This is a genomic window from Sphingobacteruim zhuxiongii (genome assembly GCF_009557615.1).
Taxonomy (GTDB): domain Bacteria; phylum Bacteroidota; class Bacteroidia; order Sphingobacteriales; family Sphingobacteriaceae; genus Sphingobacterium; species Sphingobacterium zhuxiongii.
In genome coordinates this window covers 2,282,667-2,307,121 of the sequence record NZ_CP045652.1, presented here as the reverse complement: position 1 = coordinate 2,307,121, position 24,455 = coordinate 2,282,667, and the positions used below count along the sequence as shown (strand labels likewise).

Sequence of the window (24,455 nt, the reverse complement as noted above, 5' to 3'; positions counted from 1 at the left end):
GCATGAATACTTTATTCCCAATATACGTCAAACTTGACCAGATCAACACCTTGTTGATTGGCGGGGGAGCTGTTGGTTTGGAAAAGTTACAAGCCATGCTAAATAACTCACCGAAGGCGAATATTAAGATTGTTGCGCGAGAGGTGTCTGATGCAATTGTGGCGCTCGTTGATACGAATTCACGCTTATCCTTGGAAGTCAGAAGCTTTGTAGAGTCTGATTTAACGGGCATTGATTTGCTGATTATGGCTACCAATAACCCGGAGTTTAATGAAGAAGTCCAACAATTGGCGAAGGAACGTCATATCTTGATGAATGTTGCCGATAAGCCGGCTTTATGTGATTTCTACTTAGGATCCGTGGTACAGAAAGGGAATCTAAAGATTGGCATTTCTACCAACGGAAAGTCGCCGACTATTGCGAAGCGCCTAAAAGAGTTTTTAAATGATTTATTGCCAGAAGAGATTGATGAAACATTAAACCTGATGGCAGATTATCGAAATGACTTGAAAGGAGATTTCCAACAGAAGATTAGCACATTAAACGCACATACCGAATTATTAGTGAAAGGGGGAATACATGATCGAGCAAATTAAAAGAGATTTAGCAGGCTTAGACGCCAAATCGATCTTAACTTACGTAGAAGCACATTTTGGATCGGAAGCGGTCTTTTCTACATCCTTTGGAATCGAAGATCAGGCCATCACGCATATCTTGGCGGAGATCAAGTCGACAGCAAATATTTTTACACTTGATACGGGGCGCTTATTTCCAGAAACCTATTATGTGTGGAATCGAACATTAGATATCTATAAGCTACCGATAAAGGCTTATTACCCGCAAACTGTTGCTGTAGAGCAGATGATTAGTGCCAAAGGACCGTCTAGCTTCTATGAGTCAGTAGAAAATCGCAAAGAATGTTGTTTTATCCGTAAGATAGAGCCATTGAAGCGCGCGATCAAGGGATACAAGATCTGGATCACCGGTATTCGTGCGGAGCAATCTGAAAACCGCGATCATATGGAGTTTGTTGAATGGGATGATGCAAATCAGATTATTAAGATTCACCCGCTATTTCATTGGAGTCTGGAAGAATTAGAGGCTTATTTAAAGCAGCATTTTGTGCCTTATAATCCTTTACATGATAAAGGGTTCCCGAGCATTGGCTGTCAACCCTGCACCCGAGCGATTGCAGCAGGAGAGGACTTCCGCGCTGGCCGCTGGTGGTGGGAAGATAAGAGCAAGAAAGAGTGTGGGTTACATGTTACAAGTAAATAATAGATTAAAGAATGGATTACTTAGATCATTTAGAGGCGGAGGCCATTTATATATTAAGAGAAGTTGCTGGGCAGTTTGAAAAACCAGCTTTATTATTCTCAGGGGGTAAAGATTCAATTACCCTAGTTCACTTAGCAAAGAAAGCATTTAGACCGGGGAAATTTCCATTCCCATTGGTACATATTGATACCGGACATAACTTTCCGGAAACTATTGAATATAGAGATTGGCTGGTAGAACAGACTGGAGAGAAGCTTATTGTAGGCTATGTGCAAGATAGTATTGATGCCGGTAAAGTAGTCGAACAACGTGGTAAAAATGCAAGTAGAAATGCGCTTCAGACAGTGACTTTATTGGATACGATCGAAAAGAATGGATTTGATGCTTGTATTGGGGGCGCCCGTCGTGATGAAGAAAAAGCGAGAGCGAAAGAACGTATCTTCTCCGTGCGTGATGAGTTTGGTCAATGGGATCCGAAACGTCAGCGTCCTGAGTTATGGAATATCTTCAATGGTAAGATTCAACGAGGAGAGAATGTTCGTGTGTTCCCAATCTCCAACTGGACAGAATTAGATGTATGGAATTATATTAAGCGTGAGAATATTGCCTTGCCATCTATCTATTTCAGCCATGAACGGGATGTCGTATTTAGAAATGGACAGTGGATGGCAGCAGACCCTGTATTACTGATTGACGACCAAGATATCGTTGAACATAAATCAGTGAGATTTAGAACAGTAGGTGACATGACGTGTACGGCTGCAGTAGATTCAGTCGCAGTTGAATTAGATGATATTATTGCTGAGATTAAAGCATCGACAGTTAGCGAACGTGGTGCTCGTCTTGATGACAAGGTATCCGAAGCAGCAATGGAAGAGCGCAAGAAACAAGGCTATTTTTAATCTATTAATTCACGAAATTCACATGAATATTATAAAATTTATCACAGCAGGATCTGTAGACGACGGTAAGAGTACATTAATCGGTCGTTTATTATATGATACGAATTCTATCTTGGATGATCAGCTTGAGGCTATACAGAAAGCGAATCGTAAGAATGACGATGGTACAGTTGATTTAGCTATTCTAACCGATGGATTGAAAGCAGAACGCGAACAAGGAATTACCATTGACGTTGCCTATAAATATTTCCAAACCGAGAAACGTAAGTTTATTATTGCTGATGCCCCTGGACATATTCAGTATACCCGTAATATGGTTACTGGAGCCAGCAATTCGGATCTCATTATAATCTTAATCGACGCTCGTAAAGGCGTTATTGAACAAACGAAAAGACACTCATTCTTAGCTAAATTACTGGGCTTGAAGAAGGTGCTTGTATGTGTCAATAAGATGGACATGATGGATTATGAACTTGCTGTATATGAAAATATTAAGAGTGAGTACCTAAAGTTAGCCGATAAGCTGAAGCTCGAAGGCGTTGACTTTCTTCCCGTATCCGCACTGAAAGGTGATAATATAGTAAATCGTTCAACGCGTATGGACTGGTATACAGGGCCTTCCTTGTTAGAATACTTAGAAGAAGTCAATATTGAAACGCATACCAACAAAGGATGGCGCTTCCCAGTACAATGGGTCGTAAGACCACAAAGCGCAGATTTGCATGACTATAGAGGCTATGCGGGTCGAGTATTAGGAGAGGGCTTGAGAACAGGTGAAGAGGTGATTGTTTTACCTAGTGGAAGTCGTTCTAGAGTTTCGTCAATTGAGTTCAACGAACAAAACTTAGAAAGCGCACAAGCTGGCGCATCAGTCATTATCCATTTATCAGATGACGTTGATATATCGCGTGGAGATATTATTGTAAGCGCTTCGCACCCAGCATTAACAGATCGGAATATCGAAGCTAACATTTCTTGGTTTGAAAATAAAGAACTGGATACCAATCAAGTTTATTTATTACAAACGCATTCAAAAGTAACGAAGATTAAAATCCCTGAGATTCTTTACAAATATGATGTACATACGCAGGATCCAATATACAATGAACCAATTCGTTTAAATGATATTGGACGTGTTCAGATACGATCTGCTGAAGAAATAGTATTTGACAGGCAAGAAGATTTCCCAGAAAACGCAAGAGCAATTATTATTGATCCTAGGACCAATATTACAGTAGCTGCAGCGATTATACAATCTGCATAAATATACAGAGACCGCATTGGTATTCTGTTGGATGCCGGCGGTATCGATGTGCGCCTTACAAACCTGAAGTTCATCTGAAAGGTAGGAGATGGGCTGTTCACAATATTGAAGATTATCGGTAACCAAATCCGCTGATTTTGATTGTATTACGGTTTTAGTGTAAGCCTTTAGATGCTTGAGCGAAAGATCATTTAAAATTATTGCTGTCTGATTTTTGACAGCAGTAATTTTAACAATAATACAATCATTTAATGTTTTGATAGAGTTTAACTTTTGTAAGGATACGATTTCATACACCCCAAAGCCGACGACTCATCCAAAGAGTAAACCCCTACTTATCTAGTTACCCTCTTCTTAAGGTATTGTAATTTATCTTTGAGGTTAAAAATGTGTCAACATAATTTCATATCTTAATGTCGATATATTTATTATTCAAGCGTATTCCCAATACAGCAAAACTATGATTCGAATTAAAACCGTTTTCCTTTTATGTTTATTTTCCATATTTCTTTTGTGCGCATGTTCTTCAGGATCAAATAATTGGAGTGAGAGTCCTAAAATCGTTGCTGGCACCTCCAAACTAACAGGCAAAATCATTAATGCAGACCAACTGAATAAGGATAGTATCATAATCAATCTTAAGGTTCTATATCCAATAACTGGCGAGATTATGCATTTTGAAACCTTAGCCGACAGTACAGGATATTTCTCTTTTGATTTCGATGTGGAAACAGATACAGCAATAGTATCCTTGAGTTCTAATGTTGTTCCTGATAAAGTTCTTAAGGTTAAAGCAATTAATGGAACGACTAGCCATATAGAGTTTAGCTATATAGATTCGGAAATTAAAAGGATATCTATACAGCCAGAGATGAATAAAGCAGATATGAACTTAAGTCATCGCTTGTTAGTTACGATGGCGGAATACAGGGCTGATAGATCGCATAAATCATATTATAATCAAAGTCCGGATGAATTTTTAAAGTTAGGAAAGCTTGTTGTGTCGGAACGTACCGAACTATTTTTGGAAAAGGAAACTGCACTTTCCGAGGAATTTCGACAATTACTTCGAAAAGAGCTATCTCTTTTTATTTATAGCGCCCATGTGTTTGATTATGAGCAGGCGATGAAACTAAATTACAGAAATGCGACAAGAAAGGATGATGTGGAAAGCGTCGTTTTCAATAAGATTGACCGTAGCTACTATCGATTTCTAAAAGACTTTGACCTTAATGATCCGCAATACTTGCAAGCCTTCAGCTTCCCAGAGTTTCAGGGTGCCATCCTTAATAACGAGGTGCTTGCGATCCCAAAGATTGAAGAGCAAGATATCCCGACATGGATGACAGCTGTAAAAGCTATTTTAGCCGATCCTCTTGGCTTTGATAAGGGGCCCTACTATGATGTGCTTGCCGCTAATGCTTATGGCCGGCAACTTAATGAAGAACATAAGCCATTAAGTGAGACACAAAAACGAAATATTGAACAGTATTGGAAAGAAGGAGAGATTGCTAAGATACTATTGCGTAAAAACAAAGCTGTTGAAGAAAAAATAAAAGTTAAGTCGCCGACGATAATTAATGATATCAGTTCAGTTAACAAAGAGCAGGTTATGGATACCATTTTAGCAAAATATAGGGATAAAGTTGTATTGGTAGACTTTTGGGCAACCTGGTGCTCGCCATGCTTGGTAGGTATTAAACAATTCGAAAGTACAAAAGCTGATTATCACAATAAAGATGTCGTTTTTGTCTACCTAACGAATGGCTCTTCTCCAAAAAAGCTGTGGAATGAAAAGATAAAAACTATTGGTGGTGAGCAATATTATTTGACAGAAGAGCAGTGGATGTATGTTATGAATCAATTTGGATTTGAAGCGATACCCTCATATCTTTTGTACAATAAAAATAGCGTTCTAACTAATAAATTCACTAGCTTTCCGGGAATCATCCAACTCAAGGATATGATTGATAAGGAACTGAAATAGAAAGCGTCACATTAGCCTTTAGCTTGTAATTTTGCCTGATACAATCTAGCCGCTGTTTATACAAAGCGAGGCGACTTATTTTTTCCTATTTTACTTCGCTTAACTATATATAAAAAGGTACAATAAATCCGTGATATACGAGAATTTCATATATCAGCTGTTTAGCTCTACTGGATTGCGAAATCTCAAAAAACGCGATGCTGAACTATATTGTAAATTTTTAGCGACAAAAATTTAAGTGCAACTATTATTCTTCGAATTTTCTTAATAATTACTCTTAACATTGAAAATGAAATTTTGATAGTAGCCACTATTAGTCTGAATGCAGTAGTTATATGTTTTTGTGGGAGAAATATATGCCTATTCTACTAGTTCTATAGGGATTTCGGTAAATGTACAATCGATTGCTCATCTGTTAGGTATGCAACCAATTTAAGTTAACCCCGACAATCTATCAATTACAAGCTAAATTATTTAATCTATGAAAGAACCTTGATCGACAGAACTCGAGTCTGAACACTAGCCTTTTATTTTTAGTGTACTGACTTCTTGCATCCAACTTCGTTGGATAAAAACATCACACCAATACTGCAATTCAAAGTAACTAAATTTTATCCCATGAAAATTAATAGTTTATTCTATTGCATTTGGCGTATTTGTGTAATTGCACTGTTAATCATCAGTTTTGCAGTTCCTGCTCACGCTAACAATCATTCCAAACAAACATTTCAAAAGCATTTAGCCGACGTTCGAGGACGCATAGTCGGAGAAGATGGGCGCCCTCTGTCTGGCGCAACGGTATCAATTAAAGGTAGAAAAGGTGCCATCAACACGGGGGCTGATGGCGAATTCATTTTAAAGGAACTTAAAGGTGAAGTGACGATTATCGTTTCTTATTTGGGTTATAAGCAGCGTGAAATAAGAGTCTCCGAAAACTCGAAGGATCTGCTCATCAAAATGGAGCTAAATGACAACACCATGGAGGATGTCGTCGTGACGGGGATCTTCGAACGTAAAAAAGAAGCCTTCTCCGGTGCTACCAAAACCATTAATGCGGAACAGATAAAGGAAATCGGTAACAAAAACGTCCTTCAGGCGCTAAAGACTTTAGATCCTTCTTTAACCTTTGTCGACAATAACCAATTTGGATCGAACCCAAACAGCTTAGCGCGGATTGAGCTACGCGGAAAGACTAGTATTTCGAACAATACCAATTTGGGCACCTTTCGTGATCAGTTAGGCGTCGATCCCAATATGCCTCTAATCATATTGGATGGTTTTGAATCTTCACTTAGACAAATTACAGACTTAGATATCAATCGGATTGCCAGTGTAACTATTTTGAAGGACGCCTCTTCAACAGCATTGTATGGAGCTAAATCTGCCAATGGGGTTATTGTTGTTGAGACTGTTAAGCCAAAGCAAGGGCAAGTTATGGTGAGCTATAACGCCGATGTAAATTTTAACATTGCGGATCTCAGCGATTTCAATATGATGAATTCGGAAGAAAAACTGGAATTCGAAAGACTCGCCGGTCGCTTTGAATCGCCTTGGACTTGGCATGCTCATGCTTTAACGCAATTTTATAATGAACGATTAACCGAGGTCAGAAAAGGCGTGAATACCTATTGGCTAAATGAACCGATTGAAAAGGTAGCCGTTGAAAACAGACATTCCATACAAGTTTCTGGAGGAACTCCAGAAATTCAATACAGTATTGGTGGAAATTACCAGGATATCAATGGCGTCATGAAAGGTTCGGGTCGTAATAACTGGGGAGCGAATGTGGACTTAAGCTACAGAAAGAATCGCCTAAATATCACCAATAGAGTTTTCGCCAGTGGATATCGCTCTGATGAAAGTCCCTATGGTAGCTTCTCGCAGTTTACTCGCGCAAATCCTTATTACCGCAAAGATCGATTAAACCAACCTTTTCTGGAAAGGGCAGTGACCGGTTTCGATCAGTATCGTAATGTCCCTAATCCAATGTATAATGCCATGTTGAATTCTTACGACTACGGCAACGGGCTGACCATCAGTAATAATCTAGGATTCAATTATGATTTGAACCCTAGTTTAAGGTTATCTGGTGGATTGCAGTTATCTAAGGGTTCCAACAGTAATGTTTCTTTTCTTTCTCCATTGAATACCTATTTCGAGAAGACAGAACAACTCTTGAAAGGGTCATATACAAATTCAAGTGGTGAATTCTTTAGATATGCTGGAAACTTGGCAGCAACATATAGCAAGCGCATTCAAGAGCGCCATGTCGTCACAGGAAACCTTCGTGCTGATATCAGTCAAGATAAGCAGTCTAGCAGGACATTCACGGCGGTTGGATTTCCAGAAGGTGTAGAAGGGAATCCTGCTTTTTCTTACACTTACGAGCCCAACGCGAAGCCCTACATTTTTGAGCCACCACTGATTCGTCGCTTATCGGCATTAGCCAGCTTCTCGTACGTATACGATAACCGGTATTTTATCGATGGAACATATCGCCTAGACGGATCGACCGCCTTCGGTACAGAAAATAAATATTCCCCATTTTGGGCTGTAGGTGCAGGATGGTCATTACATAATGAAGGTTTTATCAAGAATAATACGGATAAGATCAACAGCCTTATCTTACGCGCCAATATTGGGACTTCGGGGAATCAAAGTTTTGGCAGTTTCTTGTCGGCAAATGTATACAATCTGTCTCCCTATAGTAACTATTTTGGAATAGGGTTTATACAGAATCAGATAGGGAATCCAATGCTAGAATGGCAGAAAACCTTTCAATCCAGTTTAGGATTGGAGCTTGTTATGTTTGAAAACAGACTCTCGTCACGTATTAACTTGTATAGAAAGGTAACAGATCCTTTAATCGTTGCAGTTGATTTGCCTTCCTCTAATGGAACAGCTTCCTACCCAATGAATTTAGGATCCTTAGCGATCAATGGTATGGAAGTAGAACTTGGCTTTTCGCCAATCGTCAATAAAGCCCGCAGAATTGTATGGAACGTTGGCCTGACGGGTTCCTTATTAAAAGGCAAGTATGGTGAATTCGGCTCAATCATCAATTCACTAAACGACGAACAGATCTCCAGTAGTTCTATTCAACGTTACGAAGAAGGTCGGAGTCCAGACGATCTATGGGCTTACAAGTCGTTAGGAATTGACCCTTCGAACGGTAAAGAGGTGTTCTTGACGGCTGCCGATTCCTATACTTATGACTACTTCGAAGCAAACTACAGAGTGGTGGGTAATGCACGACCAATGGTCGAAGGAGTCCTATCGAATAACCTAAGACTTAAGAACTTTACGTTGAACGCATCTATACGTTATAATCTAGGTTCGTCTAGATTTAACAATGCTTTATATGCGCTTACCTCACGTGTTTTAGGCTGCTCATAAGAAACCATCCATCCTAAACCGACATAAGGAGAGATTTCATAAAATCGATCCTCTTTATAGCCATAAAATAGATTGCTTAGATTAAAAAGCACATCTCCATGTAGGTGTACATACTTCAGCTTTTGGATTTCTAACCAATAGCCATCCCAAGGAATTTTTGAATAGCGCTCACCCGTAGAATGTGATAAATTCCCTATCTGCGTTAAGCCATTCCATTGACCTGCATTTGCTCCTACACGTACTCCAACAACAGGCGTAAATCGCTTACCAAAATTCAGCTCATAAACTAAACTCTGACGATCCATAAATTTCATCTGCTTATCATGATTACCAAAAAACATCGAACTTCCTCCTTGAAGACTTACAAACCAATTGTCCCAAAAAGGATTGGTCGCAACACTATATTTATCCTGTACAGTATCACTTTTAATCGTGGTCTTTTGAGCCTGTAGCAAGAAGGGGATGCTAATAAATAATAGAGCAAAGTAGATTTTTCTCATATTCCTAATAATGAATGTTGGTCTGGTGATTTGATAGAAAATTGTTAACGTCTAATGTTTTAAAAAGCTGATCGATTTACCCAATTTATCGGCTGTTAGTAAGCCTATCATTATTTAAAATGATAGGCTCTAAACTTTGAATCTTCAGAAAATTGTTCTGTATAGTTAGAAGTTAAATTGATTTAAAAACACTCCCTATACTTTCTCTTTCCCAACCCTTCTTTATTCTATCCTGGATAATTCAATGGTTTTTATTAATGCGAATAAATTGTGTGATTTATCTTCAGCAAAGGTAATGCTGACGAAAACGAAAAACCTCAAAATTGCCATTTCAATTTATGTACAGCGGCATTTTTCAGTGTATACAATCTATATACAAAGCATATATTTATTCATTTTCCTTTGCTAATATCATATCTCATGCAAGGCTTGTTTGTCTAAGCGTTAATTTGACATAACATGTAGTGTATCAGCCTTATATGAGGTTTGTTTATGCTTGCCATCACAGTTCTTAACAAGCGTTAATTGATGAAAATTTGGCTGTAACTCGCAATAATTACCTTTTTACAGATTTAAGATGTAATGCAATTCGAAATGAAAACTTATAGATTTCTTGTGAGTTTCAATCACTCGAAAATCAGAGAAGATCAGTGTACAAAAAGGTGACTTTAATGAAGGTTGGATATGTACAAAAGGTAACAGTTAAAGGAAATTTACCGGAATAGGGGATGCAAGTCCAACGTCTAGCGAACCTGTTTATGTGATGCATATAAAGGAGAATAAATCAAATCGAGGCATGCATAACGTTGAGATTTTCAAGCGCTGCTGCGTAGGAGTCGGTACTCAATTTATTGACAAAAAAAAGAGAGATGATTTTCACCAATTTGAAACTTTAATTGGAAGCATTGCTATGTATTGATGGAAGGAAAAAAGGGATAGTTGAGGGGTTCGATTGCCCACATAGGAGAAGCTTATCTAACGAAGTTTAGAAGACCTAAATTGGAAGCAAAAAACACGGAAGAAGACTAACGATCATCAAGGGCTACATATGTCATTAATCTTCCTTCTGACTCCCAATTATAGGCCAGTTTCCCTCGAATTGGCTAAGATATTCTTCTATTGGCGTACCCTTCTCCGCATATTTACGCATTATCTTTAGCCACTCGTCGAAGTTTTTACGATCCAACTTTTCATAATAGGCTTGAACCATATTGATCCCCATTTCCGCTTGCTGAGCCTTATCATTCGACAATGAAATTCCCTTTCGATATATCGAATCGGCACGCGACAAATCGCCCGATAGCTTATAGGCATAGCCAAGCTCCCGATAGAACCAAAAGTTCGTTGGCTCCGCCTGAATTGCTTTATCCAATACCTCAATCGCATAGTTATATTGCTGTGTCGCATTATAAGCATAAGCTAATTCAAATACTAAGCCCGCAAAGTTAGGATCCTCATCATAAGCTGACATCAGGATAGGAATCGCCCGATCACTAGCACCAACGCTATTGTAAAACAAGCCAATGCTCTTTTTGTATAATAGCGTATTTTCATTTGCTTTATATAGCTTCAACCAATCCGGCTGTACTGGTAATTTCAACTGCTGCCGCTCAACATCCGTTAATAAATGTACTGGATAAGTATTCGCCGATAGGCGCGATTTTATAATACGCGTGAGATCCTCTTGCTGCCCAACAAGCACGCCGTCACGAACGCTAAAGCGTGAGCCAAAATGAAACGTAAATCCCGCCGACTGATCGATATAGATGAAACCATACATATAGGTCGAGTCGCCATCCTGCTTGTCAAAAACAACCCAGTGATCAACCGCTTCATAGATTTTCTTGTCAAAACGAAAGTTCTGTGCATAACAGAAATTGCTAATCAAAATAAATAGTACTACGAACCCCTTCATAACGGCAATAGGCTAAAACTAAACAATTGGATTAATTACATATGCAATATAGCAGATTTATAGTTAAGAAAGAGTTATTTAACTGAGAGTAGGGTTGTTAAATTGTTAATGGGGAGAGGGATAAGGTGTTATTATCAAAGAGCATAAGGCAAGTGGAGTATATATAAAAAAAACTAAAACACTTGGTCGATAAAGATTATATATAGGAAATATTTAATACTTTAGTTTAAATTAGTGAAAACCAATTTTTTAACCAATTATTAAATTAGATTTTGATGGAACAAGATTTAAAAATGAAGCTCGAGCAACTTCATCAGCGTGTTGATGCTCTAAAAGATCAAATAGGCACAGAAGAGGCTACCAAAAATGCATTCGTAATGCCTTTTATTCAAATCTTAGGCTACGATATCTTTAACCCAACTGAAGTCATACCTGAATTTATCTGTGATATAGGAACAAAGAAAGGTGAGAAAGTTGACTACGTAATCAAGAAGGATAATGAGCCCATTATGATTATAGAGTGTAAGCATTGGAAGGAAAAAGCCGATGCTCATAATTCACAACTTCATAGATATTACCATGTCTCAAAGGCAAGATTTGGCGTTCTAACAAATGGTCATACCTATAATTTTTACGCCGACTTGGAAAAGCCCAATATTATGGACGAAAAACCGTTCTTCACGCTTGACCTGAATAACCTGAAAGACTCCAACTTAAAGATATTAGAAAAATTTACGAAGAATGGATATAGTCTAGAAAGTATACTCGATTCCGCTGAAGGGCTAAAATATATTAAGGCAATCAAGACCGAATTTGAAAAAGAATTGCAGAATCCTTCCGATGAATTTGTGAAATTGCTCGTGTCACGATTTTTTGATAAACCAATTATCGCGTCAAGACTTGCGGTATTTAAAGACTATACCAATCGCGCAATAGCCAATTATATTAATGAGACTATTAGTTCGAGACTAAAAAATGCTTTAAGTATAAACGATACTATTCCTTCTAAAGATGCAGACAATGTCGTATCAATCGATGATAATGCGATTGTAAATGAAAAACAGGAGTCTATAATTACTACCGAAGAAGAAATTGAAGGATTCCAAATTATTAAAGCAATCCTAAGGGAAGTTATCCCAGCTTCTAGAATTGCACAACGAGATACTAAATCTTACTTTGGTATATTGCTCGATGATAATAATAGAAAGCCCATAGCACGCCTGCATTTCAATGCTACTAGCACAAAATATATAGAACTCTTTGATCAAGGCAAGGATAATGGTGAAAGAAAGCTTATTACGTCTGTTGATGATATCTATCAATATAAGAAAGCGCTATTGGATACAATTAAGAATTATGAATAGCAGTCGTTAGAAAGTATCGATTTACTTTCACTGCTTTGTAATGATTCCGCAGGCTTAGATCATATTTCTTTCAATTGCAAAGGTGTTGATGAAATCGACAGTGAAATGGTTGAATGAGAGGTGGATTTTGATGGAGAACCAAAATCTTTCTTCATATGGGACATTAAAATGGCCAGATTTAAAGATCCAGAGGGAAATTGATATTATTTAGTTCAAATCTTAGTGTAAATATCCAAAAAGCCATGATATCGATAGGAGCAAAGCCATCATATGCCCCACACAAGAGTGCGAGATTTGTTCAGCCCCGCGATCCCCAGACACAACCCTGAACACCCTTCGGGTCGAACCTCGCCGCGCGCAAGGTTCGAGCCCTCACTCTCGCGCAAAAAAAAAGCCTTTCACGGAGTGAAAGACTTTTTTTTAAGCGGAGAGTGAGGGATTCGAACCCCCGGACCTGTGACAGTCAACAGTTTTCAAGACTGCCGCATTCGACCACTCTGCCAACTCTCCGCGACAAAAGTAGAAATTTTTATTCTCTCTCCAAAACTTATTTGATACTACACTGAAAATGAGCCTAATTAATTTTTAAAGGCACTTTTTAAGCCTTTTTTCTTTTAAAATTTATACCCCAAACCCTATAATTCACTCAAAAAATAATTGAAAATAAAAAATAAGTATAGAAGACCGCGCGAAAACCGATCATGAAATATTACCTAATATCTATAGGAATGATATACGAATACAAATCCTTATAGCCTTGAAATGCTGCTTGTTAATGCAATTATTGCAACTTCCTGCTAGAAAAGGCACCGCTTTTGCTTATCTTAGGCATTACAATAACATAATATATCAAGTTATGATAAAACGTATAAGTATCCCGTTAGTCTTGTTGAGTGTACTCTTTATTTCCTCATGTGGGGTAAATAAGAAGACTCACCAGGCTTTAGTGCAGCAGCATCAAGACCTTGCTGAATTATATCAAAAGAGTCAAGTTGATCTAGCGGAGAGCCGCTCTAGAGTGAAGAGCTTGGAGGATCAATTGGAGCAAGAGCGTAAGAATAATGCTTCTTTAAAAGACGCATTAGCAAGATTACAAGCAACATTAGACAACAGTATTAGCAATACTTCCCAAGGGAATGCCAATATCTCGAAGCTTGTAGATGAAATCAATGCTTCCAATAAATACATTCAGCACTTAGTGAATACCAAAGCGAAGAGCGATTCCTTGAATATGGTATTGACCAATAACTTAACGCGCTCATTAAGCCGCGAGGAGTTAAAAGATGTAGATGTACAAGTATTAAAAGGTGTGGTTTATATCTCTTTATCGGATAATATGCTTTACAAATCTGGAAGCTATGAGATTTCTGATCAAGCAGGAGAGACCCTATCGAAAATTGCGAAGATTATCCAAGATTACAAGGATTACGATGTGTTGATCGAGGGTAATACGGACTCCGATCCGATTGCTAAGGCAAATATCCGTAACAACTGGGATTTAAGTACCCTACGTGCATCGTCGGTAGTCCAAGCATTACAAAACAATTACGGTGTAGATCCTAAACGCTTAACAGCAGGTGGTCGTGGCCAGTACAACCCAATTGCAAACAACAGTTCGCCAGAAGGGAAAGCTAGAAACCGTAGAACACAAATTATTATTACGCCGAAGTTAGATCAGTTTATGGAATTGATTGACAAGGCTCCTGAATCAGCAGAAGTGCCTGATACAACAGAATAATAATAGACTTCATAAACAAAGGCCGCTCCATCGAGCGGCCTTTTTGTTTATGTTGCTAGAGCAAGAAATGCTTAAATCCCATTAATCATCTTTATTTTGTGAAATCCCTAGACGAAGATGAGCATCAATGCGGCAATAACCACTAAGCTCAGGATAACCACTCTAAATTCCTTTTCGGGAATAATCTTCACTAATTTAATGCCAATCCAGCCTCCCAATAAGATAAAAGGTACTGCTAATAAATTGAGGATAAAACCTTCCCAAGACAGGTTCTTCCATACGAACAGCTGCAAAGGGATTTTCGAAAAGTTGAGGATCATAATAAACCATGCGCCTGTAGCCACCAAGGTGAACTTATCCAGCTTCTTTGAGAAAAGGTAAACCGTTAACGTAGGACCCGCTGCGTTACCAATCATCGTTGAGAATCCCGTAATCAGTCCAAATACGGGTGAATACCAGCACTTTTTGGTCAAGTCGGCGCCTTTGTTTAGTTTATCCTGACGATTACCCCAGAGCATAATACCAACCCCGATAACAATACAAGCACCCATTAGTATCCGAAAGATACCATCATCGATATGATCGCCGGTAAAGAGGCCAATCAATAAACCAATCATCGCATAGGGGAGCAGCTTCTTGACTTCGCTCCAGTTAAACTGCTTACGATAATAAATAACGGCTATTAAATCGGCGATACATAGTAAGATCAGTACAATCCCAGTGGAGTACTTTGCGCCAAATAGGAGTGCAAAGAGCGGGACGGCAAGTGTCCCCACATTCTGGATTCCTGTTTTAGAGGTGCCAATTAACACCGCACAAAGAAAGTAGAGCACCCATCCCATTGGTGATGGGATTAATGCGAGTGCATTATCCCACATAATGATGAATCATCTGTAAGACATTCTTGGCATCGATATGTTTGTAATGATGGATATAGCTAGCACAAACAGGCAGCTCATCCTCCGTGTGCGAACTTAAAACCCCAACGACCTGCATACCGGCATTTAAGCCCGCCGTCACACCAGAGAATGAATCCTCAAAGACGATACAGTTTTGGGGATCGACCTGCAGATTCTCTGCCGATTTCAAATATACTTCCGGATGCGGCTTATGTAAAGAAACATTCTCACTACCTAAGGTCGAATCAAAAAACGAACGAATACTTAAAGCATCCAATATTAGATCCATATTGGCTCGCGGTGCTGAAGTTGCTACGCCTAGCTTAAACTCATGCGCTTTCAAATCCGCGAGGAACTCCGAGAGGAACGGCAACGACTTGGCTTCACTCTTATAGATCTCCCGAAATAAGCCTTCCTTCTCATCCTCCAAAGTCAATAATTCCTCACCATAAATTTTACGCCCAAAGAAATGGGTGAAAATATAACTGTTATGTTTACCGTACATATGCTGTTCAAACTGCTTTTCATTATAAGAGATTTGATGCCGCTCAAAAAAGGCTTCAAAAGCTTTCGCATGATAAGGATTCGTATGTGCAATAACGCCATCCATATCGAAGATGGCAGCAACAGAATGGGAAGTAGAGGAATTGATATTTTGGTGCATGTAGGACAATATTTCAAACAAAATTAGTTACGCAGCGCCTTGTCATGAGTCTTGAAATACGATAAGCAAAATTCTAAAAAGTAGGGTAGCATCCGTACTGAAATTACCAATTGGAATCTTTCAAAGCGCATTCAATTATCGCATCCTATGGATAACAAGGACCAAAACAAAGATAGGAGAATTGCGCTAAAGTTTAACGCTAACCCTTTTTAAATAGGTCGTCTTGAAAATTAGTTGCCGTTGCCCAATCTACTTCAGCCGATCACCTAGCATCACGTAGGCCTGATCAATAAAATTATAAAATGCTGAATTTGGATCCGAGCGGCTACCGCCATCGATGCTATGACCTAGACGCACGATAATTAATTCATCCTCGGGTACAACAATCACATACTGTCCCAAGTGCCCATCCATATAGAAATAAGGTTTTTCTTTATAGGTACCCATCCACCAGCCATAACCATATTGTGGTGAATCAGCAAATCGAGGACGTATAGAATGCGCGATATAAGCAGAATCCAACAATTGCTGCCCGTTCCATTTTCCATGTTGCAGATAAAGCTTGCCGAAGCGAGCAAAATCTTTCGCATTGCTGGCAATACAGCAATAAGCCTTCTCGATGCCGTTTTTCTCACTATCTACCTGCCAAAGAGCACTATGTTCAGCACCCATCGGTTTCCAGAAGTAGGTCGACATTAAATCGCTCAAACTTCTATTTGTAGCGCGCTGCAAAGCAATGCCTAACATCTGCGTATCACCACTTTGGTAGATAAAGCGAGCACCGGGCTGCTTATCCACAGGCAATGCCGGAATAGCACCCTGAATATCTTTATCAAAATATAATCTTGTTGTAATGGAGAAAGGGTTATAATAGCTTTCATCCCAGGTAATTCCCGAGCTCATCGATACCAAGTCTTCCATGCTGAGTTGATCCGCATAAGCACCTTGCAGTTCGGGCACAAAGTCCTTCACCTTTTGTTGCAAACCTTTTACTTGGCCCTGCTCGACTGCTTTCCCTAAAATAGCCGCAGTGATGCTCTTCGCCATAGAGAAAGAATTGGACTTCGAGCTGTCGCTATAGCCTCCATAATAGGCTTCAAACCAAACGCTATCCTGATGTATAATCACATAGGCCACTGAACCTAGTCGATCATGAATTCGTTTTAAAGAATCGGTGATAGGAACCGTATTGTAGTCAGCAGATTTCGCCCAAGGTTGCGGGCTCCCAGCCTCTATCTGATGGTTGTCAAAGTAATGGTAATCGTCAAGGTAGGCTGTTTTATGGCCTTGCATATAAATAACGTAAACACCTTTTAGAATATAGTCGACGCCAAAAGCGTACATCGCAATTAGCAATACCAAGATTAAGCTAACAAGCGATATCGCTAGCCATTTAAGGAACTTGAAGAAATGATTCATAGAGGGTTACGCCTTGATACCCTTAAATTTAGGAAAATCTATCGATATTCGCTATTATTTTATGCTTTTCGCTTCATTCCAATAAACATCCATCTCCGCCAAGCTCATATCCTTTAATTCCTTGCCATCTGCCTTTGCTTTCTCCTCTAAATAGTTGAAACGGAAGATAAACTTCTTATTGGTACGCTCCAAAGCATTCTCTGGATTGATGCCGATATGTCGTGCGTAATTGATTAGCGAAAACAGGAGATCCCCAAACTCCGCTTCAGCCCGCTCTTGATTGATCACCTCATTTTGAAGATCAAACTCCGCTTTAAATTCAGCGAGTTCCTCTTCAACTTTCGCCCAAACCTCCTGTTTGTCTTCCCAATCAAAGCCAACTCCGCGAACCTTATCTTGAATTCGATAGGCCTTAACCAAGGCTGGAAGACCTTTAGGAACGCCCGATAAAACTGAAGCATTACCTTCTTTAAGCTTAATGGTCTCCCAATTCTGTTTGACCTGCTCGTCGTTTTCAACCACCGTATCGCTATAGATGTGCGGGTGTCGCGTAATTAATTTATCGCAAATTGCATTGAGTACATCAACGATATTAAATTGTTCTTCCTCCTCTGCAATACGCGCATAGAACACCAAATGCATTAAGATATCCCCAAGCTCTTTCTTAATTTCTGGCATATCATTCTCCAAGATTGCATCGGCCAATTCATACATTTCTTCAATGGTTAAATGACGTAGGCTTTCCATGGTCTGCTTCTTGTCCCAAGGACATTCAACACGCAGGGTATAAAGGACTTCAAGTAATCGTTCAAATGCTTCAGCGGGGGTGTTTTTCGCTGCAGGAGGGATAATAGCCATGGATTTTCTGCTTTTTTTGATAAAACAATAAGCGAAGTTAGCTGTTTTTAAATAAAAATAAGAAGCAACATTATGGAGAAATCAACGTATAAATACGAATCAGCCTCAAAAGCATTGGCACATTTAGCAGAACAAGGATACAATATCGATTTCAATATTGAATTTGAAGAACTGAGTGTAGATGCCGCAGATTATGAAATCGATTACTTATATCGTTATGAAGGAATGACCGATCCGGCAGATGAGTCTACGGTTTATGGAATCCGCAATATCCATAATCAAAAGAAAGGCGTTTTTGTTGCCGGCGACTTGTCTTTAATTGAAGGTAAAAAAAGAGATATTATTCTTGATCTCGAGCTTCGGTACCGGAATAATAGCCGATAAGCGGAGAAGCATTTTTACATGCTGATCAATCCAAAGAACCGGCTCTTTTGCCAAAGATAGGGAAGGCGTACCCTAGTATCGCCTTTTCATCAGATCTCTGGCAAAAAAGGTTCTTTTTTTTCTGCGGTCCGATACATATCCATTGCAGTTGAAGCCTAGCTTAGGCCTAGATGAGTCGTACCTTCTTCGCTTTTCGTTCGTCTCAAACGGTTGAGGCTGGATTAATGAGTGAGGAGAATTCAATCAAGGTCGGGATTTGCCTATTCTTTGTTGGCTAAATGTCTTATTTACGCCTGTATTCGCTTAATGCTGATAACCTTTGTACATTTGTATAGTTAAAACTTATAGCATGACGCTAGTTCAATTAGAATATATCATCGCCGTAGATACCTACCGCAGTTTTGTTGCGGCGGCCGAAAAGTGTTTTGTGACGCAGCCTACCTTGAGTATGCAAGTTCAGAAATTAGAAGAATCCCTAGGGGTTAAGATTTTTGACCGTAGCCGCCAGCCGGTAGTGCCAACAGAAATCGGCGAGAAAATTATCGAACAAGCACGTACCGTTTTAACGGAAAGCAAGAAGATTGGCGATTTGCTGCAAACAGAAAGGGGAGAGCTGACCGGCGATCTACGAATCGGCGTGATACCAACTGTTGCGCCCTATCTCTTGCCAAATGTCATCACCAATTTTCTAAAGAAGTACAGCAAACTCAAACTGCATATTTGGGAATATACTACCGAGCAGATTATTCAGGAGCTAAAAGTTGGAACCCTCGATTGTGGGATTCTGTCGACGCCCCTGCATGAACCCTCTATTCAAGAGACTCCTTTATTTTATGAGACTTTTGTTGCGTATGTTTCTGAGCGAAGTGGATTGTACGGCAAGAAGGCTGTAGGTCCCGATGAGCTTTCCGACGACAAGCTCTGGTTGCTAAATGAAGGACATTGTATGCGTGGTCAGGTGTTGAGCATCTGCAACTATAAGCATAACCATTCCATAGAAGGTACTTTCGACTATAATACAGGTAGCGTGGAAACTTTAAAACGTATGGTAGACCTCAACGGCGGGATTACCATTCTGCCCGAGATGAGCATCATCAATTATAATGATGAACAGATGCAGCATATCCGCTACTTCAAGTCGCCTGAGCCGGTTCGAGAAATCAGTTTGGTGACGCCACAGAATTATGTGAAGAAGAACGCTATCAATACGCTGAAGAACGAGATATTGAATATCGTGCCGGAACGTTTTAAGTCGAGAAAAAAGAAAGAGGTAATGGGCTTTTCGCTGTAAGGATAGATGAGGGGGGCTTTTACCCTCGCTTTTACCCCCGCAACTCCATAATACGACTCACGTATTTCCCAATAATATCAAATTCTAGATTCACCGTTTGACCAACGGTAAGATCTTTCAGATTCGTATGTTCTAGTGTAAATGGAATAATCGCTACAGAGAAGCTATTGCGTTCTGAATTAACCACAGTAAGACTAATACCGTTCACAGTCACCGATCCTTTTTCAACGGTTATATTTTTTGGGCCTGGTTCGTATTCAAAAGTAAATAACACCGAACCATCCTGTGGTTCTGCCGCAATACAGATAGCGGTTTGATCCACATGGCCTTGTACGATATGCCCATCCAAGCGTCCGCCGATTTGTGTACAGCGTTCGATATTGACGATATCACCTTCTTTTAATAAACCGAGGTTACTTTTCTCCAAGGTCTCTCGGATAGCCGTTACCTTATGTACACCAGGTTCGAGTTCAACAACAGTTAAACAAACACCGTTATGGGATACACTTTGATCAACTTTAAGCTCATCACTGATCGCCGAACTGATGTAGAAATGTAAGTTCGCTAACTCTGATTCAATCTTCTGAACAGTACCTATGGTTTCTATAATTCCTGTGAACATATCTATCCTTTTTGATGAATACAAATATACGTTATTGCGCTTGAATAGGCGAGTTTGGGCTACTTATTAAAATAATTTAAAAAAGATTTGCAATTGTGTAAAATGTACACTATCTTTGCGTCATCATAATTTAGGTTTATAATTGGTTATTAAAGGTTTTCATTCTCCCCGTTTGAAAACCTTTATCTTTTAAAATTATTCCCCTGATTCCCAACTAATTAATCTTTTTAAGTTAAAGGACAGCCTTTAATTACATAAATAATTTGCGATTTTCAAGAATATTTTTCTACCTTTGTCTTAGGTTTAGGTTGATTACCTCGATAAGAGGTTTTATTTAAAGCTTGAGCGATCGCCCGATTGTCTCAAGCTTTATTTTTTTTACACCTTCCTGAACTGATTATCAATGTTTTTCTTGGAGCCCATGTTTAGACATATAGTGAGGGTTAATTTGTTAAGCAGGATAGGGAAGGGTGGCTGCTGCTGATTGGAACGTTTGTTCAACTAATCCATTCTTTAATATGCTAATTTCAACATCATAAAATGCTTATATATTGGTGCTGCGTGTTTTATTTGTCTATCGGCAACTGACAACCTGCTTGAAGCGAATTACGGCGCTGAATGATATGATGAGTATGATGTCTAGCGCTGAAAGAAAGATGTATTTATTCCACTAAAACCTAGAACATCATTTGCGCTGATCTAGAAGTTTAGTTCCTTATCTGTAAACAGTCCTTTATAACGAATGCAATAGTAAAGAATAGCTTTATGTTCTGCGAACATGCTAGTTTCCTCTGAATAATATCACAGTCTTCAGTTTAACTAATAGAAAGGGAAGAATTTTATCAGTCTTATTAAATAAAAAGGGAGCCCTTTCAGGCTCCCTTTCACGTTCACATTACGATGATCCGATCTAACTGCCAGACATTAGTCTTAAGGCAGAAATATAGAAAAATCCAGTTCCGTTATTGTTATTCTCACCTGCGGTGATCGTAATTGTAATTTTACCATTAACATCTGGTTTTACAGCTTTGGCCACAGCGATATTTGTCGAGTTGCTAGATGTATTCAATGTGACAGCAACCTCATTGCTGCCTGTACAGATATATTTTGTTTCTCGGTTATCGGAAACACCACCTCTGGCGCCGAAAAAGGATAGGCTATAGCTTTGATCTTTATCCAATCCGCTCAGCTCGACCTTCGATTGCACAATCTTCATTCCTGCAAAGTCGCCTTTTGAGTTCCCGAAATAAGCGTATTTAGAGACATTTGAAGGCATGTTTAAAGGCGTACTTGTACTTGTCGGGCCATCGGCATTAATTCCGTTAAAACGCTCTGTAATGCTTGCTTTGATACCCGTATAAGAACCAAGGCTATCTTTTAAGCTAGCTGAGGTGCCCGCTAAGAAATTAGATAATTGATTCCAACGTTCAGATGCAGCATTATTACCGAAGTCAATAAGCACGGCACTTGTCAATGGACCACCGTTACCACCTTGAAAATCCGTCATTGGCGTTACTTCATAAGGCTTCAATACGGCTAGGTGTGCGGCATTTTGTGCAATAGATGCTTCGAATGTCGATAAGCCTTCCGGTTTATAAGTCATTCCGACTGCAGACTTCTTAAATATGGTTTCAAACCATGTACAAGCCGCGATATAGCGCCCGAAAGGAATCGTTAAATGATATCCATCGCGTGTAAAATTATCTTCAATTAAAGAAGTACGCGCATTCTGAATAGCGGTTCCTGCCGGTACAACAATGTTAATAGGGGCAATGTCTTTCACTTGTTTAGAGACGTCCACAATCGCCTGATACATCTTCATTTGATCTTTATCATAGTTAGCAAAACCTTCATGATTTGAGTTTTGCTGATAAGCCCATGTTTGATGGTAAACGTATTGCACGTTCGGGTTTAAGGCTTTCTCCTTTACGATGTTATAGATTGCTGGTAATGCATCTTTGACCGTTTGGAGTTGTCCAGAGTTTTGACTCACTTGTTGGAAGGAAATATAATCCCAATGCTCATCCAGAATGGCAGTTTCAATAGATACCTTCGGAAAAGATTTTTTAACGCCATCGGCGCCAATTTTACGGTAGTCATAAGCCGCACCGGAGTTTTCAATATTCCTTTTATGTAAATCTAATGATGCTCCACCAATATATAGATTACCTATGATTATTGTCTTTCCGCTCTCTTTTGCTAATTCATATAAATGCGATTCGATCGCATCCTCCGAAAAGCTATTACCGATTGCGAGGATACGAATGTATCCATCGGTAGGTGCCACTAAAGAAGGGGAGATATCGGCATCAGGTAGTTTATTCGGGTTTCCATCCTTTTTACAGGAGAAAGCCAAGCTCATCATCAAGATGAGCAGTAGGCCTTGGGATATTTTAGTGAATAACTTATTCATGTTCATAATTTTTATATAATTGGGACGGATCTTAATAACCTGGGTTTTGAGTCAATACACCTTTAGTTAAATCGATCTGCGTTTGCGGAATTGGCAATAAGACATCGCGAGAGTTCTGGAAGTTCGTCTTTCCGGCGGCATGCAGCGCGCTTTGCGCAGTTCCCCAGCGTACTAAGTCAAAGAATCGATCATGCTCCATCGCTAGTTCAATACGTCGTTCATGACGAATCTTATTACGCAATGTCGATTGATCTGTATCTGTAACATCAGGCAGAACACCTGAAGCTCCGCCACGACGAGCACGCTCGCGAACAGAATTTAGTAAGCTTCGTGCTTCTTCTGATTTACCTAATTCATTCGCCGATTCGGCAAGCATCAAGACTACATCCGCATAACGTAGAATACGGACATTCATCCACCAAGAGCCGCGACTCACGCTGTTTCTCAGCGCAGGATCACTTAAGGTTTTGTGGTTGTACATCGGATTTGGTACTTCCGACGGATACGTTGGCATTGTTTCATTGTATATCGACAAACCAGGTTTTCCGGTCACACTGGAATATAAGATGGTTCTAGCTTTGCGTGGATCACCAGGTTCGTAGGCAGCTTCTAATGCAGTGCTCGGCGTGTTCCAGCCCCAGCCTAAATTCCAATTCCCTGAACCACGTACACCTTGCAAATTGGCATACTGAATACCATTCTTAGTGGTTTCATCAGCAGAGGCTGTGCCTTGAATTTCGAAAACCGATTCTCTACCGTTTTCACCCTTCTCTGAGAAGATATCGCTATAATTCTGCGATAGGTCATACAATCCGGAATTCTTCACGGTATTCGCGGCATCATAGGCTTGTTGCCATTTTTTCTGTGTGATATACGCTTTTGCTAATATACCATTGGCAGCACCTTTGGTTGCGCGTCCTGCAAATTTACTGTCCCAAGAATCTGGTAAGTTCTGCGCAGCGAATTTCAAGTCTTCCTCAATGAAAGCATATAATTCTGCTGCTGTACTTTGTGGAATATTGTTTTGGGTTGCAGGATCTGAAGCCCATTTATCGAATTTAGGAACGCGTCCAAATAAACGTACTAAGGTGAAATAAGCGTATCCGCGAAGGAAGCGAGCTTCGGCAATCGATTGTTGCATCATTTGCTCGTCCTGATTCTGTTTAGATATACTATCGATTTGATAGATGGCACGATTGCTTTGGTTAACTAATCCTAAATAACCTAACCATAAGGCATTTGCGCGACCACTGGTTGCCAGTACCGGGAAATTATCCATTGAGATAACGTCAGCACCACCATCCGACGCCGTACTACCCTTATCAGCGTCATCGCTTCGAATACTTGTCGCATTGACAAAGCCGTCGACATGTACGTTATAGCTACGTAGGTCATTGTAGGCCGAAAATACAAAACGATCATAAGGCGATCCGCCTTCTGGAAAAGGATAAGTATCTTCTGTATATTTTCCTTGTGGAGGAGTGTCTAAAAACTTCTCACAACTACTGAATAGAACAATTGAACATCCTATACTCAGTGCTATTTTTATATATTTTGACAT

Annotated in this window: 19 protein-coding genes and 1 tRNA gene; 10 read left to right on the top strand and 10 right to left on the bottom strand. The window is 39.6% G+C overall.

Features of this window, described 5'->3' with window-relative positions:
• Nucleotides 1-2: 2 nt before the first annotated feature.
• The 6 genes from GFH32_RS09830 (at nucleotide 3) to GFH32_RS09805 (ending at nucleotide 8,827) form a co-directional block, all read left to right on the top strand.
• Entirely contained in the window at nucleotides 3-596 is a 594-nt protein-coding gene (locus GFH32_RS09830; RefSeq protein WP_153511446.1) for a precorrin-2 dehydrogenase/sirohydrochlorin ferrochelatase family protein, read from the top strand.
• Nucleotides 580-1,278 carry a phosphoadenylyl-sulfate reductase gene (locus tag GFH32_RS09825; RefSeq protein WP_153511445.1) on the top strand — a complete coding sequence of 233 codons (699 nt, stop codon included), beginning with the start codon at nucleotides 580-582 and terminating at the stop codon, nucleotides 1,276-1,278. The genes GFH32_RS09830 and GFH32_RS09825 overlap by 17 nt, the downstream gene beginning before the upstream one ends.
• An 11-nt stretch (nucleotides 1,279-1,289) precedes the next feature.
• Nucleotides 1,290-2,180, top strand: a complete 891-nt coding sequence (cysD, locus tag GFH32_RS09820; RefSeq protein WP_153511444.1) for a sulfate adenylyltransferase subunit CysD — start codon at nucleotides 1,290-1,292, stop codon at nucleotides 2,178-2,180.
• Nucleotides 2,181-2,202: 22 nt separating this feature from the next.
• The gene (locus GFH32_RS09815; protein ID WP_194285635.1) at nucleotides 2,203-3,444 is read left to right on the top strand and encodes a sulfate adenylyltransferase subunit 1; all 1,242 of its coding nucleotides are present in this window, start codon (nucleotides 2,203-2,205) and stop codon (nucleotides 3,442-3,444) included.
• A 460-nt stretch (nucleotides 3,445-3,904) separates the two neighbouring features.
• Complete coding sequence (locus GFH32_RS09810) at nucleotides 3,905-5,431, top strand: TlpA family protein disulfide reductase (RefSeq protein WP_153511442.1); 1,527 nt, start codon at nucleotides 3,905-3,907, stop codon at nucleotides 5,429-5,431.
• 618 nt (nucleotides 5,432-6,049) lie between these two features.
• Nucleotides 6,050-8,827, top strand: coding sequence for a SusC/RagA family TonB-linked outer membrane protein (locus GFH32_RS09805; protein WP_153511441.1), 2,778 nt, complete (start codon nucleotides 6,050-6,052; stop codon nucleotides 8,825-8,827).
• On the opposite strand, the gene GFH32_RS09800 is transcribed toward GFH32_RS09805, so the two are convergent.
• Together GFH32_RS09800 and GFH32_RS09795 are read right to left on the bottom strand one after the other, a co-directional pair.
• Nucleotides 8,755-9,327, bottom strand: coding sequence for a hypothetical protein (locus GFH32_RS09800; protein WP_153511440.1), 573 nt, complete (start codon nucleotides 9,325-9,327; stop codon nucleotides 8,755-8,757). The two genes, GFH32_RS09805 and GFH32_RS09800, sit on opposite strands and share 73 nt — an antisense overlap.
• 1,054 nt (nucleotides 9,328-10,381) lie before the next feature.
• Nucleotides 10,382-11,242 (bottom strand): tetratricopeptide repeat protein, encoded by an 861-nt coding sequence (locus tag GFH32_RS09795; protein WP_153511439.1) that lies wholly within the window; start codon nucleotides 11,240-11,242, stop codon nucleotides 10,382-10,384.
• Nucleotides 11,243-11,517: 275 nt separating this feature from the next.
• On the opposite strand from GFH32_RS09795, the gene GFH32_RS09790 reads away from it, so the two are divergent.
• Complete coding sequence (locus GFH32_RS09790; protein WP_153511438.1) at nucleotides 11,518-12,606, top strand: type I restriction endonuclease; 1,089 nt, start codon at nucleotides 11,518-11,520, stop codon at nucleotides 12,604-12,606.
• A gap of 425 nt (nucleotides 12,607-13,031) precedes the next feature.
• On the opposite strand, the gene GFH32_RS09785 is transcribed toward GFH32_RS09790, so the two are convergent.
• Nucleotides 13,032-13,116, bottom strand: a tRNA-Ser gene (locus tag GFH32_RS09785).
• Nucleotides 13,117-13,462: 346 nt separating this feature from the next.
• On the opposite strand from GFH32_RS09785, the gene GFH32_RS09780 reads away from it, so the two are divergent.
• Nucleotides 13,463-14,344, top strand: a complete 882-nt coding sequence (locus GFH32_RS09780; RefSeq protein WP_153511437.1) for an OmpA/MotB family protein — start codon at nucleotides 13,463-13,465, stop codon at nucleotides 14,342-14,344.
• Between the two features lie 107 nt (nucleotides 14,345-14,451).
• Here the strand turns inward: GFH32_RS09780 and GFH32_RS09775 are convergent, their stop codons facing one another.
• The 4 genes from GFH32_RS09775 to mazG all read right to left on the bottom strand — a co-directional run bounded on the left by GFH32_RS09775 (nucleotide 14,452) and on the right by mazG (nucleotide 18,184).
• Entirely contained in the window at nucleotides 14,452-15,222 is a 771-nt protein-coding gene (locus GFH32_RS09775) for a sulfite exporter TauE/SafE family protein (RefSeq protein WP_153511436.1), read from the bottom strand.
• A complete protein-coding gene (locus GFH32_RS09770; RefSeq protein ID WP_153511435.1) occupies nucleotides 15,212-15,907 on the bottom strand; it encodes an HAD family hydrolase in 696 nt (231 codons plus the stop codon). The genes GFH32_RS09775 and GFH32_RS09770 overlap by 11 nt, the downstream gene beginning before the upstream one ends.
• Nucleotides 15,908-16,156: 249 nt before the next feature.
• Nucleotides 16,157-17,326 (bottom strand): serine hydrolase domain-containing protein, encoded by a 1,170-nt coding sequence (locus tag GFH32_RS09765; protein WP_153511434.1) that lies wholly within the window; start codon nucleotides 17,324-17,326, stop codon nucleotides 16,157-16,159.
• A gap of 54 nt (nucleotides 17,327-17,380) precedes the next feature.
• Nucleotides 17,381-18,184, bottom strand: a complete 804-nt coding sequence (mazG, locus tag GFH32_RS09760; RefSeq protein ID WP_153511433.1) for a nucleoside triphosphate pyrophosphohydrolase — start codon at nucleotides 18,182-18,184, stop codon at nucleotides 17,381-17,383.
• A gap of 72 nt (nucleotides 18,185-18,256) precedes the next feature.
• On the opposite strand from mazG, the gene GFH32_RS09755 reads away from it, so the two are divergent.
• Both GFH32_RS09755 and GFH32_RS09750 read left to right on the top strand, forming a co-directional pair.
• Entirely contained in the window at nucleotides 18,257-18,568 is a 312-nt protein-coding gene (locus tag GFH32_RS09755) for a hypothetical protein (protein ID WP_153511432.1), read from the top strand.
• A gap of 349 nt (nucleotides 18,569-18,917) precedes the next feature.
• Nucleotides 18,918-19,859, top strand: coding sequence for a hydrogen peroxide-inducible genes activator (locus GFH32_RS09750; protein WP_153511431.1), 942 nt, complete (start codon nucleotides 18,918-18,920; stop codon nucleotides 19,857-19,859).
• Between the two features lie 31 nt (nucleotides 19,860-19,890).
• Here the strand turns inward: GFH32_RS09750 and GFH32_RS09745 are convergent, their stop codons facing one another.
• The 3 genes from GFH32_RS09745 to GFH32_RS09735 form a co-directional block, all read right to left on the bottom strand.
• Complete coding sequence (locus GFH32_RS09745) at nucleotides 19,891-20,481, bottom strand: riboflavin synthase (RefSeq protein ID WP_153511430.1); 591 nt, start codon at nucleotides 20,479-20,481, stop codon at nucleotides 19,891-19,893.
• 910 nt (nucleotides 20,482-21,391) lie between these two features.
• Nucleotides 21,392-22,894, bottom strand: coding sequence for a DUF4886 domain-containing protein (locus GFH32_RS09740; protein WP_228384103.1), 1,503 nt, complete (start codon nucleotides 22,892-22,894; stop codon nucleotides 21,392-21,394).
• 31 nt (nucleotides 22,895-22,925) lie between these two features.
• Nucleotides 22,926-24,455 carry a RagB/SusD family nutrient uptake outer membrane protein gene (locus GFH32_RS09735; protein ID WP_153511429.1) on the bottom strand — a complete coding sequence of 510 codons (1,530 nt, stop codon included), beginning with the start codon at nucleotides 24,453-24,455 and terminating at the stop codon, nucleotides 22,926-22,928.

Bases quoted from the DNA above. Each gene is read 5' to 3' on its own strand.
- GFH32_RS09790 (WP_153511438.1), top strand. From the start codon at position 11,518: ATGGAACAAGATTTAAAAATGAAGCTCGAGCAACTTCATCAGCGTGTT.
- GFH32_RS09805 (WP_153511441.1), top strand. From the start codon at position 6,050: ATGAAAATTAATAGTTTATTCTATTGCATTTGGCGTATTTGTGTAATT.
- GFH32_RS09750 (WP_153511431.1), top strand. From the start codon at position 18,918: ATGACGCTAGTTCAATTAGAATATATCATCGCCGTAGATACCTACCGC.
- GFH32_RS09740 (WP_228384103.1), bottom strand. From the start codon at position 22,894: ATGAATAAGTTATTCACTAAAATATCCCAAGGCCTACTGCTCATCTTG.
- GFH32_RS09815 (WP_194285635.1), top strand. From the start codon at position 2,203: ATGAATATTATAAAATTTATCACAGCAGGATCTGTAGACGACGGTAAG.
- GFH32_RS09745 (WP_153511430.1), bottom strand. From the start codon at position 20,481: ATGTTCACAGGAATTATAGAAACCATAGGTACTGTTCAGAAGATTGAA.
- GFH32_RS09810 (WP_153511442.1), top strand. From the start codon at position 3,905: ATGATTCGAATTAAAACCGTTTTCCTTTTATGTTTATTTTCCATATTT.
- mazG (WP_153511433.1), bottom strand. From the start codon at position 18,184: ATGGCTATTATCCCTCCTGCAGCGAAAAACACCCCCGCTGAAGCATTT.
- GFH32_RS09735 (WP_153511429.1), bottom strand. From the start codon at position 24,455: ATGTCAAAATATATAAAAATAGCACTGAGTATAGGATGTTCAATTGTT.
- GFH32_RS09830 (WP_153511446.1), top strand. From the start codon at position 3: ATGAATACTTTATTCCCAATATACGTCAAACTTGACCAGATCAACACC.
- GFH32_RS09800 (WP_153511440.1), bottom strand. From the start codon at position 9,327: ATGAGAAAAATCTACTTTGCTCTATTATTTATTAGCATCCCCTTCTTG.
- GFH32_RS09775 (WP_153511436.1), bottom strand. From the start codon at position 15,222: ATGTGGGATAATGCACTCGCATTAATCCCATCACCAATGGGATGGGTG.
- GFH32_RS09795 (WP_153511439.1), bottom strand. From the start codon at position 11,242: ATGAAGGGGTTCGTAGTACTATTTATTTTGATTAGCAATTTCTGTTAT.
- GFH32_RS09825 (WP_153511445.1), top strand. From the start codon at position 580: ATGATCGAGCAAATTAAAAGAGATTTAGCAGGCTTAGACGCCAAATCG.
- cysD (WP_153511444.1), top strand. From the start codon at position 1,290: ATGGATTACTTAGATCATTTAGAGGCGGAGGCCATTTATATATTAAGA.
- GFH32_RS09755 (WP_153511432.1), top strand. From the start codon at position 18,257: ATGGAGAAATCAACGTATAAATACGAATCAGCCTCAAAAGCATTGGCA.
- GFH32_RS09765 (WP_153511434.1), bottom strand. From the start codon at position 17,326: ATGAATCATTTCTTCAAGTTCCTTAAATGGCTAGCGATATCGCTTGTT.
- GFH32_RS09770 (WP_153511435.1), bottom strand. From the start codon at position 15,907: ATGCACCAAAATATCAATTCCTCTACTTCCCATTCTGTTGCTGCCATC.
- GFH32_RS09780 (WP_153511437.1), top strand. From the start codon at position 13,463: ATGATAAAACGTATAAGTATCCCGTTAGTCTTGTTGAGTGTACTCTTT.